The 19364-nt window shown below is 40.1% G+C and carries 19 protein-coding genes, 1 tRNA gene and 1 other RNA gene; 11 read left to right on the forward strand and 10 right to left on the reverse strand.

Annotation, left to right across the window (positions count from 1 at the left end):
• Positions 1-333 precede the first annotated feature (333 nt).
• The 5 genes from gatB (at position 334) to VNZ46_RS22350 (ending at position 6266) form a co-directional block, all read left to right on the forward strand.
• The gene (gene gatB / locus VNZ46_RS22330) at positions 334-1797 is read left to right on the forward strand and encodes an Asp-tRNA(Asn)/Glu-tRNA(Gln) amidotransferase subunit GatB (protein ID WP_325562759.1); all 1464 of its coding nucleotides are present in this window, start codon (positions 334-336) and stop codon (positions 1795-1797) included.
• A gap of 15 nt (positions 1798-1812) precedes the next feature.
• Complete coding sequence (locus VNZ46_RS22335; protein ID WP_325562761.1) at positions 1813-2922, forward strand: TlpA disulfide reductase family protein; 1110 nt, start codon at positions 1813-1815, stop codon at positions 2920-2922.
• Positions 2923-3027: 105 nt separating this feature from the next.
• Positions 3028-3717 (forward strand): response regulator transcription factor, encoded by a 690-nt coding sequence (locus tag VNZ46_RS22340; protein ID WP_108553553.1) that lies wholly within the window; start codon positions 3028-3030, stop codon positions 3715-3717.
• 28 nt (positions 3718-3745) lie between these two features.
• Positions 3746-4468 (forward strand): RluA family pseudouridine synthase, encoded by a 723-nt coding sequence (locus VNZ46_RS22345; protein ID WP_325562763.1) that lies wholly within the window; start codon positions 3746-3748, stop codon positions 4466-4468.
• A 10-nt stretch (positions 4469-4478) separates the two neighbouring features.
• Positions 4479-6266, forward strand: coding sequence for a chloride channel protein (locus tag VNZ46_RS22350; RefSeq protein WP_325562765.1), 1788 nt, complete (start codon positions 4479-4481; stop codon positions 6264-6266).
• 54 nt (positions 6267-6320) lie between these two features.
• Here the strand turns inward: VNZ46_RS22350 and VNZ46_RS22355 are convergent, their stop codons facing one another.
• From VNZ46_RS22355 to VNZ46_RS22370, 4 genes are all read right to left on the reverse strand, one after another.
• A complete protein-coding gene (locus tag VNZ46_RS22355) occupies positions 6321-7727 on the reverse strand; it encodes a sigma-54 dependent transcriptional regulator (protein ID WP_325562767.1) in 1407 nt (468 codons plus the stop codon).
• A gap of 71 nt (positions 7728-7798) precedes the next feature.
• An RNA gene (rnpB, locus tag VNZ46_RS22360) (RNase P RNA component class A) lies at positions 7799-8171 on the reverse strand.
• Positions 8172-8212: 41 nt separating this feature from the next.
• Positions 8213-8659 (reverse strand): DUF1572 family protein, encoded by a 447-nt coding sequence (locus VNZ46_RS22365; RefSeq protein ID WP_325562769.1) that lies wholly within the window; start codon positions 8657-8659, stop codon positions 8213-8215.
• Between the two features lie 172 nt (positions 8660-8831).
• A tRNA-Leu gene (locus VNZ46_RS22370) sits at positions 8832-8913 on the reverse strand.
• Positions 8914-9015: 102 nt separating this feature from the next.
• Here VNZ46_RS22370 and VNZ46_RS22375 point away from each other — a divergent pair.
• Both VNZ46_RS22375 and VNZ46_RS22380 read left to right on the forward strand, forming a co-directional pair.
• The gene (locus VNZ46_RS22375) at positions 9016-9690 is read left to right on the forward strand and encodes a CFI-box-CTERM domain-containing protein (protein WP_325562771.1); all 675 of its coding nucleotides are present in this window, start codon (positions 9016-9018) and stop codon (positions 9688-9690) included.
• Positions 9691-9761: 71 nt separating this feature from the next.
• Positions 9762-10901: an aminotransferase class I/II-fold pyridoxal phosphate-dependent enzyme gene (locus VNZ46_RS22380; RefSeq protein WP_325562773.1), complete on the forward strand. Its 1140-nt coding sequence runs from the start codon at positions 9762-9764 to the stop codon at positions 10899-10901.
• 5 nt (positions 10902-10906) lie between these two features.
• On the opposite strand, the gene VNZ46_RS22385 is transcribed toward VNZ46_RS22380, so the two are convergent.
• Positions 10907-12250: a murein hydrolase activator EnvC family protein gene (locus VNZ46_RS22385; protein WP_325562775.1), complete on the reverse strand. Its 1344-nt coding sequence runs from the start codon at positions 12248-12250 to the stop codon at positions 10907-10909.
• A 140-nt stretch (positions 12251-12390) separates the two neighbouring features.
• Positions 12391-12876 (reverse strand): Lrp/AsnC family transcriptional regulator, encoded by a 486-nt coding sequence (locus VNZ46_RS22390; protein ID WP_199075754.1) that lies wholly within the window; start codon positions 12874-12876, stop codon positions 12391-12393.
• Positions 12877-13005: 129 nt separating this feature from the next.
• Between VNZ46_RS22390 and VNZ46_RS22395 the strand changes: the two genes are divergently transcribed.
• Complete coding sequence (locus tag VNZ46_RS22395; RefSeq protein ID WP_325562778.1) at positions 13006-14376, forward strand: MFS transporter; 1371 nt, start codon at positions 13006-13008, stop codon at positions 14374-14376.
• A gap of 13 nt (positions 14377-14389) precedes the next feature.
• Here the strand turns inward: VNZ46_RS22395 and VNZ46_RS22400 are convergent, their stop codons facing one another.
• The gene (locus VNZ46_RS22400) at positions 14390-14815 is read right to left on the reverse strand and encodes a c-type cytochrome (protein WP_199075758.1); all 426 of its coding nucleotides are present in this window, start codon (positions 14813-14815) and stop codon (positions 14390-14392) included.
• A gap of 2 nt (positions 14816-14817) precedes the next feature.
• Complete coding sequence (locus tag VNZ46_RS22405; protein WP_325562781.1) at positions 14818-15471, reverse strand: SCO family protein; 654 nt, start codon at positions 15469-15471, stop codon at positions 14818-14820.
• A gap of 99 nt (positions 15472-15570) precedes the next feature.
• On the opposite strand from VNZ46_RS22405, the gene VNZ46_RS22410 reads away from it, so the two are divergent.
• The 3 genes from VNZ46_RS22410 (at position 15571) to VNZ46_RS22420 (ending at position 17472) form a co-directional block, all read left to right on the forward strand.
• Positions 15571-16572, forward strand: coding sequence for a beta-ketoacyl-ACP synthase III (locus VNZ46_RS22410; protein ID WP_325562783.1), 1002 nt, complete (start codon positions 15571-15573; stop codon positions 16570-16572).
• A 141-nt stretch (positions 16573-16713) separates the two neighbouring features.
• Positions 16714-17037 carry a metalloregulator ArsR/SmtB family transcription factor gene (locus VNZ46_RS22415; RefSeq protein WP_325562785.1) on the forward strand — a complete coding sequence of 108 codons (324 nt, stop codon included), beginning with the start codon at positions 16714-16716 and terminating at the stop codon, positions 17035-17037.
• Between the two features lie 6 nt (positions 17038-17043).
• Positions 17044-17472, forward strand: a complete 429-nt coding sequence (locus VNZ46_RS22420; RefSeq protein ID WP_325562787.1) for an SRPBCC domain-containing protein — start codon at positions 17044-17046, stop codon at positions 17470-17472.
• A 62-nt stretch (positions 17473-17534) separates the two neighbouring features.
• Here VNZ46_RS22420 and VNZ46_RS22425 read toward each other — a convergent pair whose 3' ends face one another.
• Together VNZ46_RS22425 and VNZ46_RS22430 are read right to left on the reverse strand one after the other, a co-directional pair.
• Positions 17535-17996, reverse strand: a complete 462-nt coding sequence (locus tag VNZ46_RS22425; protein WP_325562789.1) for a DUF4268 domain-containing protein — start codon at positions 17994-17996, stop codon at positions 17535-17537.
• A 50-nt stretch (positions 17997-18046) separates the two neighbouring features.
• The coding region (locus VNZ46_RS22430; RefSeq protein ID WP_325562791.1) for an outer membrane beta-barrel family protein at positions 18047-19364 on the reverse strand (1318 nt) is incomplete at its 5' end.

Here is a 19364-nt window from a genome sequence, read left to right on the forward strand (position 1 = left end):
AATAAGATTGTACCTCTGGTAAATAGTAATAATCTACATGGTTATAACCTCTTGGTCCCCATGCAGGTTGAGAGCCTATGTTAATACTAACGCTAACCTGTGCTTTAGCAGGCGTAACAGCAATTGCGGCAAAACCGATCAATGCAAATACAATTAATTTTTTCATAGCCTTATTTATTTGTGTGTGTATAAGCTTTGATTCAAAGTCTGTGCCAAGGTTTAATTTTAAATCTCCATCTTATGTAACTATTTGATAGAAATCCTCTCGTACCACTATTTTGGTTATATTTGCAATGGAGACAAATAAATTTTGTTACATATATAACCCCTTAAATGAGTACCACTAAGGCAGCCGAAACTTCAGAATTTGAACTGGTATCAGGTTTAGAGATCCATGTACAGTTAAATACCCATACTAAAATATTTTCGTCAGATAGCGCTTCCTTTGGCGCAAAACCTAATGAACACATTTCTCCGGTGTCACTTGCTTTGCCCGGAGCATTACCAAAACTGAATAGGGAGGTGGTGGCTAAAGCGGTAAGAATGGGGCTGGCATTGAATTGCACGATTAATCAAACTAATTTTTTTGATCGTAAGAATTATTTTTATGCCGATCTGCCGAAGGGGTATCAGATTACGCAGGATAATAAACCCATTTGTCAAAATGGTTACCTTGATGTTGTTCTTGGGAATGGAGAGACTAAACGTATTGGGATCAACCGTATTCATCTGGAAGAGGATGCAGGTAAAAGTTTACATGATCAGAATGCCTCTTATTCTTTTGTAGACCTCAACCGAGCGGGGGTGCCTTTAATAGAAATTGTTACAGAACCAGATATCAGAAGTTCAGAGGAAGCCTCTGCATTGCTTACTGAAATGAGAAAGCTGGTGAGGCATCTTAATGTCAGTGATGGCAACATGGAAGAGGGAAGTCTTCGTTGTGACGCCAATATCTCTATCCGTAAAGTTGGTACTCAGGTTTTCGGCACACGTTGTGAAGTCAAAAACTTAAATTCCATCAGAAATGTAAGGCGTGCAATGGACCATGAATTTGGCCGTCAGAGTGTTATTGTAAGTTCCGGAGGGGAAATCATTCAAAGCACCCTGAACTTTGATGCAGAGAAAGGAACAACCTCACCCATGCGGAGCAAAGAAGAAGCAAATGATTACCGCTACTTTCCGGATCCGGATCTGGCACCAATAGTCATTTCTGACGAATGGTTAAAGCAATTGAAAGAAGAGATGCCGGCCTTGCCCGCAGAAATTTCAAAAAAACTGATTCATGATTTTGGAATCAGCAACTCAGAAGCAACTATTCTGGCGGAAGATGCAGGCCTGTTGAGTTTTTTAAATTTGGCAGTAACCAAAGTAAAACATAAAAAAAGCCTGATCAACTGGTTGGTGGGGCCTGTAAGAGCATTGTTGAGTGACCGGGAAATGGAGATTGGTAATTATAACGTAAGCCCCGCTCAATTGGCAGAGGTTATCAACCTCTGTGACGATAAAAAAATTACACAGCAGGTTGCTTTGCAGCAATTGTTACCTGAATTAGAAAAAAGAGAAGGCTCAGAAGCGACCACTTTGGCCAGAGAACTGAATTTATTGATTGAAGACAATCAAGATGAGTTAAATAATTTTATAGATCAGGTACTTCAAAAATATGAACCTCAGGTAAAAGCCTATAAAAATGGAAAAAAAGGTGTTCTTGGCCTGTTTGTTGGAGAAGTTTTAAAACTGGCAAAGGGGAAAGCAGATCCGCAAAAGGTGAATGCCCTGGTTCAGGAGAAATTAAGTTAATATATAGAAAATATAATGATGAGGAAATTAGGATACGTTTTAGTGGCAGGGTTAGCCTTCAGTGCTTGTAAAGACAGTAGTAAATTTGTGATTAACGGAAAATTTGCCAATGCAGCGCCTCAGGGTAAAGTTTATCTTTTCGCTTTAGATAAAGCCAATCCGGTAGCTTTGGATTCCACTGTGTTGTCTGATAAAGGAGAATTCAAGTTTAATCATGCCGCACCAGAGGTTAACTTTTTTAAAGTTTCTGCTGGACACAATGAATATATGATCATTGCAAAAAATGGTGATGATATTAAACTCGATGCAGATCTTAACGACAAAACTATGCATTATAAAGTTTCTGGTGCTGAAGAAGCCGATAAACTGGAAACACTGAATGCGATCAAAAATAAATACATGACAAAGATCAATGCCATCCAGCAAAAGTTTGATGATCAGGTAGCAAAACAGCCGGAGAAAAGAGAGGCTATTATGGAAAGTCTAAGGCCGGAATATACCCAGGAAATGGAAGGTTTGAACAAAGAGATTTTAAAATTCGCTCAGGAAAACACCAAATCACTTGCTGGTTTCTATGCTATTAATTTGCTTAATCCTGCAGATTTTGAAAAAGAGATGGTGGCTTATGCAGATCAGATCAAGGGTAATTTTGGTAGCAATCCTGCAGTAACTGAGTTTGTAACCAGGATGTCAAAGCTTAAAGCCCTTCAGGTAGGACAGCCGGCACCGGCATTCACTATGACCAGTATTGATGGAAAACAGGTAAGCCTTTCAGATTTTAAAGGTAAATATGTACTGCTTGATTTCTGGGCATCCTGGTGTCAGCCTTGCAGACAGGAGAATCCTAATGTAGTTAAAGCTTACAATAAGTTTAAAGATAAGAATTTTACAGTTTTCGGAGTTTCGCTTGATAAAGATGTTGCTGCCTGGAAACAAGCGGTTACTGCCGATCATTTAACCTGGACACACGGAAGTGAGCTTAAAGACTTCGAAGGTCCTACTGTAAGGCTTTATCAAATCGAAGCGATTCCAAGTTCCTTTATCATTGATCCTCAGGGTAAAATTGTTGCTAAGAACCTTAGAGGGGGGCAACTGGAAGATTTTTTAAATAAAACCTTACTTTAATCCTAAATTCATGTTAATATAGCTTGTCCTGTTAACAATTTGTTAACTTGCTTTTAACTTAATACTGCATTTGATTACCTATTTTCGTAACAAATAATTAAAGATATGAGCACTGCCAAACAAAAAATACTTATAGTCGATGATGAACCGGATATTCTTGAGTTAGTAGAATACAATCTGAAGAAAGAAGGTTATCAGGTTTTTGTAGCAAGCAATGGACAGGATGGGATCGCCGTCGCAAGAAAAGTACATCCTGATCTGATTATCCTGGATATCATGATGCCTAAAATGGATGGAATTGAAGCTTGCAGGTTAATGCGTGCGATTCCTGAGTTTAAAAACACCTTTATGGTTTTTCTAACCGCCAGAAGTGAGGAATATTCTGAAATTGCAGGATTCAATGTTGGTGCGGATGATTATATTGCCAAGCCGATAAAACCAAGAGCGCTGGTGAGCAGGATCAATGCTATTCTGAGGAGAAATGTAAGCAATGATGAAATTTCAGAAAACAAGGTAGAAATTGGAGACCTGGTCATCGACAGAGAAGCTTATCTGGTTTATCAGGGTGGACAAAAGGTAGTTTTGGCAAAGAAAGAATTTGAACTTCTTTATCTTCTGGCCTCCAAACCAGGTAAAGTATATACCAGAGAATCTATTCTTAAAAACATATGGGAAGACTCTGTGGTCGTAACTAACCGTACTATTGATGTACATATCCGCAAATTAAGAGAAAAACTTGGAGAGAATTATGTGTCTACTGTTAAGGGAGTAGGTTATAAATTCGAACTTTCTTAGTACTTTTGTAGCTAAGAACACTATATCCTTGAAATATCCCTCTTTTAAAGACTTAATCCTATTTGAAAACGATGACTACATCGTTGTAAATAAACCTCCCTTTGTTGCTTCATTAGACGAAAGGGGAGGTTCCGGCGAGGTGAATATCCTTCGCCTCGCTAAACAATACTCCTCAGACGCGCAGGTCTGTCACCGTCTGGATAAAGAAACCAGCGGTGCTATTATTATTGCCAAGCATCCCGATGCTTACCGACATGTTTCTATGCAGTTTGAACGGCGTAAAGTAAACAAAGTTTATCATGCTGTTGTAGATGGGCAGTTTGTTTTTAATGACCTCTTTGTAGACTTGCCGATTCTGAATGACGGGAATAAAAATGTAACCATTGACAGACAAGAAGGAAAGCGGGCTGAAACCTATTTTAATTCCATAAAATATTATAAACACTATACCCTGGTAGAGTGTAAACCGGTAACCGGCAGAATGCACCAGATCAGGATACACCTGGCCACACAGCGTGCTTCTATCTGTGGAGATATTATGTACAGAGGTAAGCCTGTGTATCTCTCTAACCTCAAAAAAGGATACCGTATCGCAAAGGACGACGAAGAACAGCCTATTATGAAGCGCTTTGCCCTACATGCAAAACACTTGGTCTTTAAAGGTATGGACGACCAGGATATTGTAATAGAAGCCCCATATCCGAAAGATTTTGCAACGCTTATTAAACTACTGGATAAATTTGACAGTTAAATAAAACAACATGTATGTAAGATTAGTGAACTATATTGATACCCTTAATCAATATCGTAGGACTAAAATCTCAAACAGAAACTTCCTCGTTATTGCGGCACTGATTGTGGGAATTCTTGCGGGCCTTGCAGCAGCGGCCTTGAAATCCATTACTCATCATATTGAAGATTTTCTGCAGAGCGGTTTTCACTGGCATTACAAATACTACTTGTATATCTTTTTTCCACTGATTGGTATTTTGCTTTCCGTAATGTATGTAAGACGCTTTATTCGGAAAGGAAAGTTTGAGACAGGTCTAACCCCGCTGCTGTTTACCATTTCAAAGAAATCCAGTAAAGTTGAACCCCATAATATTTATTCGCAGGTCATTACCGCTGCATTAACGGTTGGTTTTGGTGGCTCTACCGGTTTAGAAGCTCCAATTGTGACCAGTGGAGCTGGAATAGGTTCTGTTGTCGGCCGTTTTCTTGGTCTATCCTATCGGGAAACAACCATGTTACTGGCTTGCGGTGCAGCAGCAGGTATTGCTGGGGCATTCAACAGCCCTATTGCCGGAATTGTATTTGCCATAGAGATTCTTTTGCCTGAATTCACTATTCCGGCATTTATACCCTTATTGCTTGCATCTGCTACGGCTGCAGTGGTTTCCCGTTTGTTTTATACAGAACAGCTTTTCTATCTGGTTACCGAAGGTTGGGTAATGCAGGCATTACCTTTTTATGTATTGCTTGCCGTTTGTATAGGTTTCTTTTCCATTTACTTTGTTAAAGTAAATTATCTTGTTAAATCTTATTTCTATAAGCTTCAGCATCCGTATAAAAAGGTAGTTATTGGTGGTCTGATGTTGGGGGCATTGGTTTTTCTTTTTCCAACTTTATATGGGGAAGGTTATGTGACCATCAAAAATTTATTGAGTGGCAATTACACGGCTGTGATCAGTAACAGTATATTTTCAGAATATGCAACCCTACCGGTAGCCATTATCCTGTTTACTCTGATTACAGTATTTGCCAAATCATTTGGAACGCTGATTACGCTGGGTGCAGGAGGGAATGGGGGGATCTTTGCACCAAGTTTAATTATGGGCGGGTTAATTGGATTTCTCGTTGCCTTTACGGCAAATACATTGGGAATTGCGCATTTAAACGTTGCGAATTTTATCGTCGCGGGCATGGCTGCATCTTTAAGCGCAATTATGCATGCACCGTTGACCGGGATTTTCCTCATCGCCGAAATTACAGGAGGTTATATCTTGATGGTGCCTTTAATGATCACTTCCGCAATTTCTTATTTCATCAGCAGGAGTGCAAATAAATATTCAATATACACCAAACCACTTGCGGAAAGCGGTGCTCTTTTATCACATGAAGATAAAGATACAACAGTACTGAATATGATGAAGCTGAAATACCTGATTGAAAAGGACTATCTGGTGTTAAAGCAGTCAGATGCGCTGTCCGAAAAGATGGGAGATATTCTGCAGGCCAAACGTAACTTATTTCCGGTCGTAGATGCTGATGAGATATTTATTGGATTGATCTATATGGAGGATATCCTGAAAATTGCTGCTAAACCAGGCGAGGAAGAGTTATCTGTGCGTGAATTGATGCATCCCGCCCCCGAGATAGTGGTAAGCAATGATGCTTTAAAAACCGTACTCACCAAGATGGAAAGCCAGAATGCCTGGTTATTACCGGTGGTAGATGAGCAGGGCAGGTATGTTGGATTTGTATCTAAGACCTCTATCTTTAATAAGTACAGGGCGTTGCTAAGCCGGCAAGCCGACTACATGGAGTAATAAAAAAAAGTCCTCTGATCATCTCAGGGGACTTTTTTGTGATATGTACTCGAATTATTCTGTAACTCTTTTCAGTCCAAATTTTTCAATCTTACTGTAAAGATGACTTCTTTGTATATCTATATCATCTGCAGTTTTAGATACGTTCCAGTTGTTTTTTTCCAGTTTAAATTTAATGAATTCACGCTCTGCATGGTCTTTATAATCCTGGAAATTATTGAATTTTTCATAATCCGGAGCCCCATTGGAAGAGGCCGGCGCTGCAGGATGTGAACTGTGTGCCGCTCCAATATTGGTACCACCACCAGGATTGGCAAAAGCTGTAACATCATGACCAGTGATCACTTTATCACTCAGGATAATCAATCGTTCTATCATGTTGTGTAGTTCGCGGACATTCCCTGACCATGGCAGTCTTTGTAGTGCCGCCATACCTTCATCACTGATGGTTTTTACCGGCATACCATAGTCTCTGCAAATCTCCTCTAAAAAGTTCTGGGCAATAACGGGGATATCTTCGATACGCTCTGTTAAATGAGGTACGTGTATATTAATCACATTTAAGCGGTGGTATAAATCCATACGGAAATTACCATCTTCAATTTCTTTTAAGAGGTCTTTATTCGTAGCGGCCAATACCCGCACATTGACTTCCTGTTCCTTTTCACCACCTACACGGGTAATTTTATGTTCCTGAAGTGCACGAAGTACCTTTGCCTGGGCAGAAAGACTCATGTCTCCAATTTCATCCAGAAACAATGTCCCTCCATTAGCCAGTTCAAATTTTCCGATACGTTGTTTAACTGCCGAAGTAAAAGAACCCTTTTCATGGCCAAACAATTCACTCTCTATCAATTCTGAAGGGATTGCGGCGCAATTGACTTCTATTAAAGGGTTGTCTGCTCTCTGAGACTTTTCGTGCAGCCAACGGGCAACCAGTTCTTTTCCACTTCCATTGGCTCCGGTAATCAATACTCGGGCTTCTGTAGGGGCTACACGTTCAATAGTTTCTTTAATTTTATTGATAGACTCGGAGCTGCCCAGAATGTCGCGGGTTTTACTGGCCTTTCTTTTTAATACTTTGGTCTCGGTTACTAATGTACCCCTGTCCAGAGCGTTTCTAACCGTAATCAGTAAGCGGTTCAGATCCGGTGGTTTGGAAATGAAATCAAAAGCACCTTTTTTGCTTGCCTCAATGGCTGTTTCTACTGTGCCATGACCAGATATCATTATAAATGGAAGATCGGGGCTGTGGGCTAATGCCTGCTCCAGGACTTCCATTCCGTCCATTCTATTCATTTTGATGTCGCACAATACGAGATCAAATTTCTTTTTTTTGATGAGTTCTAGACCGTCAACGCCGTTATCAATATCTTCCACGTCATAATTCTCATATTCCAGAATTTCACGTAAAGTACTTCTGATCGCCCGCTCATCATCGATTATTAATAATTTCGCCATAGGTATACAAAATATTCTTTATTACTGAGTACGAATATATTTACTTTTATCATTAAACAAGGATAAAAGTAAAAAAATGCAAGCCTGTAAGCCGGGTTCTGTCATCCATTTTATTGGAAGTTCTATCATTAATCCAGTATAAATGTTGCCATTTATCTCTAACGACCTACCCACTAACATCGGACGAGCAGCCCTACATGCGTTAGCCTATTTGGTCTTTCAACTCCCGGGGTTTACCAACTCTCCGGTCACCCGGAAAATTCGTGAGCTCTTACCTCACGATTTCAACCTTACCTGTGCCTAAGCCATCGGCGGTGTATTTTCTGCGGCACTTTCCATAATTCAGGTATTCAATCCTGAACCTCTTCCCGTTAGGAAGCGAGATGCTCTGCGTTGCCCGGACTTTCCTCTCCGATAAATCGCAGCGATAGAACGGCTTGCATTTGCGGCAAAGATACAAAAAGATTAGCTTAATAAAAGCCCCGTCAGGCGTCTAATAAACGTCTGTGGTAATTGATCTGACCCAGATGATAAGAAAGATGCATGGCCAGGTGGATCAGCATGTATTCTACCGATTCCTGTTCCGGGCGGGCCAGGACAGGATAGGGTTTTTGTAAATCTTCCTCCCTGAGCTGGTTCAGTGTTTCGCTAACAGTTATGGTTACCAGGTCAATTTGACGGATCAGCTCCGCACGGGGGACATTCTTCAATGAAAACTCCAAATCCCTGTCCCTGACGTATCCTGTATGTCCGAGTTCTTTCCCAATATAGGTATTGAGGTTGCCTGCAAGGTGAAGACAAAGGTTTCCCGCCGAATTCAGGATATTTTTTTCAACGAGCCACAGGTTGTGTTCATTTTGATAAGATTCAATTTCGAGTTTAAGTTTATTTAAATCGCGTGAATAAAGGACTTTTAAAGATGCTAATGACATAAGTATAGATTAAGGCATAAATATAACCAATCGTATTTCAATCACACATTTTCAGGATCTCATTTGATACGTAATCTGTAATTTGGAAACCTGAGTCTTTTTATTTGAGCAGGAAAGTTGAGCTTTACAAAAACAAAAAGCCCTAAAATATATTAAGGCTTTTGTTTTTTTGTGCGGAAGAAGGGACTCGAACCCCCACGCCGTGAAGCGCCAGATCCTAAGTCTGGTGCGGCTACCAATTACGCCACTTCCGCGTTGTTAGGGCCGCAAAGATAGAAATAGTTTTTAAATAGATGCATTTTTTATGAAAAAGATATGAATTTAAATTTTGGTACTCTGTTTGAGGATCTGATGATATGATTATCATCTCAAAAGAACAGGAAGCACAGATACTATTGTTACTTCAGCGCAACAGAAAAATTGAAGCGGTTAAGTTAGTCATGGATGCTGCCAAATGTGGCCTGAAGGAAGCAAAAGACTTTATTGATCAATTTACAGAAACAAGGACCACTTCAGCCGGAGGAAAAGAAAGATCACTTCGTGAAAACTTAGATGCAGAATTAACTTCGCTGCTGCTCAATGGGAAGAAAATAGACGCCGTCAAATTGTATAAAGACCATACCGGTGCCGGACTTAAAGACAGTGTAGACTATGTAAACAGTCTTCAGGAAGGGGAGGTGGCGCCCCTTTCAAGATCTCCGTTAAACAAAAGAGATACACAGATAGATGAAATTATAAAAGGTCAGCAGGAACAAAAACCGAAAACAGGGTGCTTTATAGCTACCGTTTGTTACGGAAACTATGATGCTCCTGAAGTTATGGTTTTGCGTCGTTACAGAGATGAAAGATTGATGCCATTTTTAGCAGGAAGACTTTTTGTGCGGTTTTATTATTTCATTTCACCTGCTCTGGCAAAGCAGCTTGATAAGTCTGAACGAGGTAAAGGATGGGTCAAGACAAATCTTTTAGCGCCTGTTGTTCTATATATTGGAACAAAAATTACAAAAAATAAAACAATAACTGATGAATGAATTAAAATTTGTAATTTATTTACTGTTCAAAATATCCAATGGATAAATAAATTAAATTATAGATTTGCAGTATGGAAAATCAGCCTGCTGGAAAAAAGATTGGCCACCTCACCAGGGATGGTGCAAATGTTAAATTTTACCCTTTACCTCCAGAGTTTTTTATAGACAACAGCGATGCTCCTCAAATTGGAATATCAGGAGAAAAAGTGCTTTATGCTTCAGAGGAGGAAGCTTTGATTGATGCATGCTTTAAAGTCTTGTGCGGTCCCGGAGATGTTGTCGTTTATACCACTCCCGACTGGCATATCCATAACAATCTCTCCCGGGTGGAAGCCTTGGGTAAGAAATTAGAAACAGAGGAGGAGCATCACTTTCTTCCGGTATCTCCTAAACTACGGCCATTATTAAAAGATGCCGCGCTGCTTTGTTTGTGTTCGCCAGCCAATCCCGTTGGTGCACTACTAAAAGAAGATCAGCTAAAGGAAATTATTGCTATGATTCTGGATGAAAACAAAAGAAGGAAAGCACACGAAAAGAAGATCTATCTTTTCTTTGATGCAATGCATGCAAGGATGTTGTTCAGAAACGACGTATTGCTTTGCTATTCTGTTTTCGGCCCGATTAAGGAATATACGATTTATGCTGAGGCGATGTGCCGTCCTTTTTCTTCTACAGGACCTTTACGTATCGTCTGGTGTCGTGGTCCGGAAGAGATTTTGCAAAAAATGGAAAGTGTCTTATCGGAAAAAGGCACACTCCTGGCAAATCCGGCAGACCAGCGATATGTCGGTCAGTATATTCGAAATATTAAGAAATACAATTCCAGCACCTATACGTTCCAGCAATCGCTTATTGAAGCGATGACCCTTTTTCATGTGGGCGTCTATGGAATGAAATTCAATGGCTATCCGGTACAAACGCTGGGTCCCAGCTTTTTTGGTGGTTTGTACCTCCCTTTAAAAATAGATATCATAGGAAAACGTACACCTTGTCATCAATTTCTGGACACCGCAAAAGACATCAGCTGCTATCTGCAGGAAAAGACAGGCATTGAGTTTTTTCCTTTCTCCCGGTTTGGCTGTGCAAGTACATTGCCCTGGTTCAGCTTAAATATAGGGCAATACAATCCGGATGAAATTCCTTCAATGATTAAATCTTTGCAATCCACCCTTGAATTTGCAAAAGGTTTTGGTCTTTACAGTGGAATTTAAAGGATCTACCTGGAAATCCAGCCGCCTGGATTTTGAGGAACAGATCCTTTGTAAATCTGAAATTGTAATTCAGGAGAGCCCCCCGATGGCATGGTGCCGATAGCTTGTTTAGTTGATACCGTTTCACCCGGAGAAACAGATACAGAATGCAGGTTTTGATACACAGTGAAATATTCTCCATGTTTAATCAAAACAAAATAACTCCCTAAGGCTGTTCTGACCGTGGTTACCTTTCCTTCAAACACTGCTCTAACGGTTGCCCCGGGTGCAGTTGTAATGGTCACTCCGCTGTTGTCATAATTGGCTTGTCCTTGTTTGTGACGACCAAATCCCTCGGTAATTGAACCTGATGCCACCGGCCAAGGCAAAGAGCCCCGGTTGTTCTGGAAAGCGGACGACAATTTTGCCGCTTCAGGTGTTGCTGTTAAATAATTAGAAGAAGCTTTTACAGGCTCTTCTTCTGGTTCTTTTACCTTAGGTGCAACAGGTACCGGTTTATTTTCTGCCCTGGCTTTAGCTTGTGCCCTGGCCAATGCAGCAGCTTCTGCTTTAGCTTTAGCTAAGGCTGCAGCTCTTGCCCTTGCTGCTTCCAGCCTTGCTTTCTCTAAGGCTTTTCTTTTTGCGATTTCAATTTCCCTTCGGATAGCCGCCTGGATGCTCTTATCAATCTGAGCTCTTTGTTTCATTCTGGAATCCAGGTCCTGCTTATATTGTTTCTCTTGCTTGGCGAGTTTGTTGAGTGCAGCAGCTTGTTCTTCTTTGTTCTTGCCTAACTTATTCTGTTCATTTTCCTGTTCCTGCAATAAACTGCTTTTTTCTTTCAGGCTTTTGTCGAGGATAACAATCTTATAATTGAGGTTCTTTTCCTTGCCCTGGATAAAGTCGGCCTGCTTTTTACGGTAACGGCTAAACTCCTGAAGGTATTTGATTCGTTTATAAGCCTGGTGAAAATCTTTGGAAGCAAAGATAAACATCATTTTACTGTAGGCGTTTTTGTTCTTCTGCGCAAATCTGATCATTGCAGCATACTGTAATTTCAGCTGTGCCAGCTGATCTTTGAGAGAGTGAACTATAGTGGTGTTTTCATGAATCTGACTGTCCAGGTTTTTCATTTCAGCGTTGATCACATCAATCTTACTTTGCATTAAACTGATCTTAGTGTTTAATGCATTGATTTGACTCAGTGTAAGTTTTTTACCCTTAACTGTAGTGTTTAGACTCCTTTGTAATAGATCGATTTCTTTCTGTATCGCTTGTTTTTTCTTTTTTAGTTCTGAACTGCTTTGCGCAAAGGTCTGACCCGTAAATGCTACCAGAAATAACAACAAAAATAACCTGTATAACTTCATCGCCTCAAAGCTATGAATTTTTGTTTGCTGAATTTGAGTTGAGCAGGAAAAAACTTTAATAAGAACATTCAAATCACCGTTTTATTTATTTTTCTCCAGAAAAGGGGAATTGCCTGAGGCTTACCTTATTTTGTAGTCATTTACAGCAATCTATGTGTTTGCTTCAGGCTGGCCATTACAAAGATACTTTTGGTCTGTGCAATCCCCGGAACTTCTCCCAAACGGTTTACACAAAAGTAGTGGTAACTCTCCATGCTTTCCACAACAATCTTAATCATAAAATCAAAATCTCCTGATATATTATAACATTCTACGACTTCTTCGAACTGGAGCACAGCATGGAGAAATTCTCCGGCAGCCTTTCTGTTGTGCTGTACCAGAGAGATCTGGCAGATGACCATAATACCTTTATTTATTTTTTGGTGATCTAATATGGCAGCGTATTGCTTAATAACGCCTGTTTTTTCCAAACGTTTAATCCTCTCATGCGTGGGCGTAGGGCTCAAATGTACTTTGGCCGCAATTTCACGGATGGTTTGTTTTGCATCTTCCTGAAGCAATTTCAGAATCTCATAATCCTTTTGATCCAGGTTTACCGGAGGTTCTTGTTCTGCGAACGTATTCATAGTTGTGTTTGATTTGTATGTTTGTTCTGTAAACATACTTATATTATATATTTTGTTCTAAATAAATAAGAGTTTTTTTCAATTGTGTTCCATGTTATACCTTTGTTTAGGATTTTATTCCGAATTTGTATGACTCGAAGAAAAAACATCATTCTTATTATAGCTTCTATAGGTATTTTTGTGGAAGCCCTGGATATCGCCATTATCAATTTGGCTGTACCCTCTATCCAGACCCACTATGGATTGAGTAGTGATAAAGTGCAATGGCTTCAAACTTTATATGTATTGCTGTACGGAGGCTTCCTGATTATTGGAGGAAAACTGTCGGATGTGATTGGACGTAAAACCATCTTTATTGCCGGGGCAGCATTGTTTTTACTGACATCCTTAGGTGCCGGACTTTCCCCTTCATTTGAGTTGCTGGCCTTCTTTCGTGCCATTCAGGGGATGGCAGCTGCTTTAATTATGCCAGCCGCACTTTCAATTGTTACCCATACATTCACCGAAACCAGAGAGCGTAGCAAGGCTATAGCCATTTTTAGTTCATTTGCCGCCATTGGTTCTGGCAGTGGTTTATCTTTAGGCGGTTTGATTGCCACTTATTGGGGCTGGCAATGGGTCTTCTTTATTAATGTGCCTGTATTGATGCTGGTTTTAATATTTGCCTGGTTTGCCCTTGATCCTGATCTTAAGAGGGATATTAAAGAGCGCCCGGATATCATTTCAGGTCTTTTGCTGGTGATCTGTCTTTTAATGCTGAGTTATGGGGTTCATGAAATTGGGCATATCCGGGAAAACTACGGGAGATTAATCGCACTGTTCACAGGAGTTGGACTTGGGATTTATTTACTCAAACAAAGGCTTTCAGAACACCCGGCACCACTGGTGGATCTCAAGCTTTTGGCATTGCCACCAATCATTACCGGCATAGGTGCTTTTTTGTTGCTTGGGGCATTTTTTACAGGCTTCTTATTCCTTTTGTCACTGATGATGCAGAAAGATATGAGTTTCAGTGCTGCAAAAGCAGGCTTGTTACTGGTGCCATTCAGTATCCTTTCTGCTGTGGTTGCCAAATTTGTACTCCCGGGCTTAATGAAGAAATTCGATGTTAAACAAACCGGTATCCTGGGGATGGCCCTAATGGTTGCAGGCGGTTTTTTGCTTATCTGTTCGATGATGTCTGATCATTATTTGCCTTTGATTTTACTCTCGGTTGCCTGTGTGACCGGATTGGGTATGACCATTTGCTTTACCAGCTTCTCTGTGATTTCAGTGCATGGAATACCCTCAGAGCATTATGGCTTAGCCTCCAGTATTGCCTCAACGGCTTATTTTCTGGGAGGTGGACTGGGCTTATCGTTACTCTCGCTCTTTATTCAGAGCAGCCCGGGTACCAATGCCGTAACGGTGGGGCCCGCAATGGTGTTGTGTCTATATGCCTGCGTTGGGCTGGTGTGGATGTTAATGAAACAGCCTTTAGCCCAAAAGCAGGCCGTCTAGATCAGGTTTATATTTATTTTTTGCAGTCTGCCAGATCTTTTGCAACCTGTTCTGTTTTGTACATGCCTTGCTTGTTACCGGCAGAATTGGTAATATATACGATCAGCTGGGCAATATCTATATCCGCAAGATTTTCAAAATCAGGCATTTTATCGTCGAAGTTTTTGCCACCTACAGTAATTGGTCCGCGTAAGCCATGTTTTATGATACAAGCCAGATTGCTTTTGTTGTTTTTCAGGTAGAGTGTGTCTGTTAAAGGTGGTGTCAATGCACCCAGCCCTTCTCCTTTGGCACCATGGCAATTCTGGCAATGTTTAATATACAAGTCCCGGCCATTGGTATAATACATATCCTGTTCTACCTGGCCTGCGGTTTGGCAGGAATACACGATCATGGAAATTGAAAGAATAAAGAAGGCCGCTATAAGATGTTTTCGCATGATTACTTTTTATATTCAGCTAAAAGAACAGGGATATCTTTGATGAGTTTGGCAATAGCCTCTGGGTTTGTGCCATCATAGGCCCCGCGGATGCGTTTGTCTTTATCAATAAGAACCAGCCAGCCCTGGTGTACATAGCCGTCTTTATCGTTTTTATCTTCCATTACGGCAACCAGATAGTTCTTTTCTGCAATTCCATATACTTCTTCTTTTGGTCCGTAAACAAACTGCCACTGATCTCCGTATACACCAAGCTTTTGCGCATACTTTTTCAAAACAGAAGGTTTGTCGTATTTAAAATCTATGGTATGAGAAAGAAAGCCTACTTCTTTATTGTCCTTATACTGATCAAAGATAGTTTTCAAATTCCGGTGCATAATAGGACAGATGCTGGAACAGGAAGTGAAAAAGAAATCTGCAATATATATTTTGTCTTTAAATTTATCGTTGGTAATGTAGATACTATCCTGATTTAAAAATTTAAAGGCCGGAATGGTTTGATACACAGAATCTATCCGGGTGGTACCATCTTCGTTTTTAACGGTTTCAGTAGCCCGTTCGCCTAAAATAGGCAGTTTTTTATTGTTTTTACAAGAGGAAACCAAAAGAAGAACGGCACAAAAAAGAATGGAGAGTGGCTGAGTTGAATATTTCATATTGTTATGGACTTGTCACAAAGGTACATTTCAAAAAAAATAAAGTGTAACGTAGCTGTAAATATTTGTTAGTTTTGCGCACCGAATTGAAATTGATTAATGAGAACTAGATATAATGCTGCTATAACAGCTTTAGGTGGATATGTACCTGAGAATGTTTTGACCAACCATGACCTGGAGAAAATGGTTGATACAAATGATGAATGGATTGTGGCCCGGACAGGCATTAAAGAAAGAAGAATTGTAAATGACGCTCATATTGCAACATCCGATCTTGCCGTAAAAGCAGTAGAACGTTTATTGAATGACGCAAAGATGAGTCCTGAGGCCATAGAATGTGTTATTGTAGCTACTTCTACGCCAGATTATATTATGGTATCTACAGCTAGTGTAGTTTGTGAGAAAGCTGGATTGGTGAATGCCTGGGGCGTAGATTCTAATGCTGCCTGCAGTGGTTTCCTGTATGCATTAACGCTGGGCGCCAGTTTAATTGAAGGCGGCAGGTATAAAAACGTAATTGTGATCGGAGCAGATAAAAACAGCGCCATCATTAATTATGAAGATAGAAATACCTGTATTCTTTTCGGTGATGGAGCTGGGGCAGTGTTACTGGAACAGACCACTGAACATACTGGGGTTATAGACAATGTTTTCAGAACCGATGGAAGTGGAAAAGAACAGCTTATTGTTCAGGCAGGTGGATCTATGAACCCGTCGTCTATAGAAACAGTAACTAATAAACTAAATTACATTAGCCAAAATGGCCGGGTAGTTTTTAAAGCAGCTATTGAAGGGATGACCCAAACCTGTAACGAAGTTTTTGAAAGAAATGACCTGAAGTCATCCGATGTAAACTGGCTGGTGCCACATCAGGCCAACCTGAGAATCATTCAGGCTGTAGGTGAGAAACTGGATATTTCAACCGATCATGTAAAAGTAAATATAGACCGTTACGGAAATACGACTGCGGCTACTATACCTTTATGTCTGTGGGATTATAAAAATGATTTCAAAACAGGTGACAAAATGATCTTAACAGCATTTGGTGCAGGTTTCTCCTGGGGAGCCACTTATCTGATCTGGAGTAAGCTCCGCGGATAAGCAGGCCTATCCATATTTAATTTAATATATAGCCGCCCTTTTTCAGGGGCGGTTTTTTTTTAATGTTTTTGAAAAATATTTTGTGTAACCGAAAGGTTTCCTATATATTTGTAACCGAAAGGTTTCATAATAATATAGAAAATGAGAAGAGATGTATTCCAGGCCATTGCTGATCCTACAAGAAGAGATATTATCCATTTGCTATCCAGGCAGTCTTTAAATTTAAATACCGTAGCTGATCATTTTGAGATCAGCAGACCTGCAATTTCCAAGCATATTAAAATTCTAATGGAATGCGGACTGATCGGGGTAAAACAGCAGGGGAGAGAACGGATTTGTCATGCCGAGCTGAAAAAGCTAGAGGCCGTCAAAGAATGGGTAGAGCAATACCGTGCATTTTGGAACACTAAACTCGATGCACTTGGAGAATTTTTATCACTGCCAGAAAATAATAACCTAAAATAAAAATGTATGAAAACAGAAGCATTAATTTTGGAACGCACTTATCATGCTCCGATCAGTAAAGTTTGGAAAGCCATTACCAACAGGGATCAGATGGAACAATGGTATTTTAATCTGAAAGAATTTAAACCTGAAGTAGGCTTTGAATTTCAATTTGAAGCCGGAGATAAGGGAGAAATGTTCCTGCATAAATGTGTCGTTACAGCCGTTGAAGAGGGGCGGAAAATTGCCTATACCTGGAGCTATCCTGAATTGTCTGATGGAATTTCGGAGGTAACTTTTGAACTTTTTGAAGAAGGCGACCATACCCGCCTGAAATTGACCCATACTGGTCTGGAGAGCTTCCCACAGGATCATCCTTCTTTTGCAAGAACAAGTTTCAATGCTGGATGGACAGATATTTTGGGCATATCTCTCAAAGAATTTGTAGAAAAATAAAATAAACAGCACCTGTGGGCGTAAAATTTGAATACGCCCACAGTTTTTCTATATGATAAGTTTTACCTGAACAGCTCAAAACCGTATTGTGCATCAGTCCAGAAGGCATCTAGTGCCACCATACGGGGTTTGAAAAATGAAATCAGTGTAGGCCAGTCTTCTTGTTTAAAGATACTTACCCCTTCGATAGATGTGAAAATCCGGCTAACAGTTTTATAATGTTCGTCCTGTTGGTGTAAATTCCATTCCCATTCCTCTCCCAAAGAAGCCTGTAAAATATTCCGATAGGAGATAAACTGCTCCATCATGAGCTGTTGTATACCGGTATCCGGATGTGACATTTCTATAAAAATGCAGGCGGTACGTTTGTCTGCCTGCATTTTAAAATGAAGATGTTTGATGCCTGTTTTATAATTGATCCAGTTGATCTTTAAACCTTCAGCAGAACTTTCAAGGGCCATATACTGACCGAAAGCTGTCCAAAAAGCCTGTTTTAATGCGCTGGCCTGATCTTTAGAGTACAAGAGTTTGTGTTTTAAATGCAAAAACACAAAGCTAAAGATTTAAGGTGATTTTACCCGCCCGATTTTACCCGGCGACTTTCAGATTCAGAGCCGCTGGAACGCTCACGCGCTCCCTTAATATTGCTGCTGCCAAAACGATACGTACAAGTCAATCTGAAAACCTGACTTTCCCATCGTTCATTGACCACATAGTTTTGCGAGGGTAGGGCGCTCGTGATCACACTTTTTTGTAATTTAAAAATATCGTTAGCTGCAAACTTTAAATTCAATTTTTTATCCATAAAGGATTTACTGAAACCCAGATCTATCCCATATTGGGCATTGATTAATAGTGTGCCATACACTTGTTTCGACTGATAATAGCCCGACCATTCAATATTGGTTGTTGGGTTTAAGGTGATGGTTTGATTGGTGTTCAGGTTAAAAGCCAGTTTTCCACTTTCATAAGGCATGCCGAGCAGATTTGGGGTTTTAAACTTATTATAATACACCGTAAGGTTGTTGTTGGAACTCCACCATTTTGTGATTTGAACCGGATAGCTGGCGTTCATATTGTAAGAATCCTGTGTCGCCAGGTTCTGGGTAGAAATGAATATCGTTTTTTTAGCCGTATCCGTTAGCAACACATCAGACATAACATCACTGGTATGGCTATAACCAAAGCTCACATTTAAGGTTTTCTTAAAGGAGTAAGATATTTCAAATGAATTGGTGTACTGAGGTTTTAGGAATGGATTACCGAATCTGTAGCTGTACAGGTCCAGGTAACTTACAAAAGGATTTAAATTGCTGTAATCCGGGCGATCAATCCTCCTGCTGTAAGAAAAACCGACTTCGTGGTCTTTGGAAAGCTCCTGATTGACGAACAGGCTTGGAAAAAGATCAAAATAATGACGGTTTACGACCTTTTGGTCAGTAACTGAATTCCCTTTAGAATTGGTTTGTTCTGCTCTCAGTCCAAGTTGAACAGTTGTGGTTTTAAATTTCCTTTTCATATTGGCATAGGCCGCGTTGATGTTTTCATCATAAAGAAACTGGTTACTGCGGGCAGGATCGTTTACAAAGCTATTGTTAATGAAATTCTGGAATATGAAACTGTTATCTGTTTTTACGAAGCTGGATTTCAGACCAAGATCCAGTTTGGTTTCTTTATTGATTGGATAGGTATAGTCTACTTTTCCTGAATAGATCTTAACATTGGTGGGGGTTGAATTGGTAAAAATATAATCTGGTTTGTAAGACTGACCTGCGGCATTTAAATAAACGTTGTTAAAATCACTCTCTTCTCTGGATTTATATTGAGCAAAATCAACATCTGCTGTAATTTCCTGTCCAAGGGTATCCAAAGTTCCTTTATAATTCAGGTTG

The organism is Pedobacter sp. (assembly GCF_035566355.1).
Taxonomy (GTDB): Bacteria; Bacteroidota; Bacteroidia; order Sphingobacteriales; family Sphingobacteriaceae; genus Pedobacter.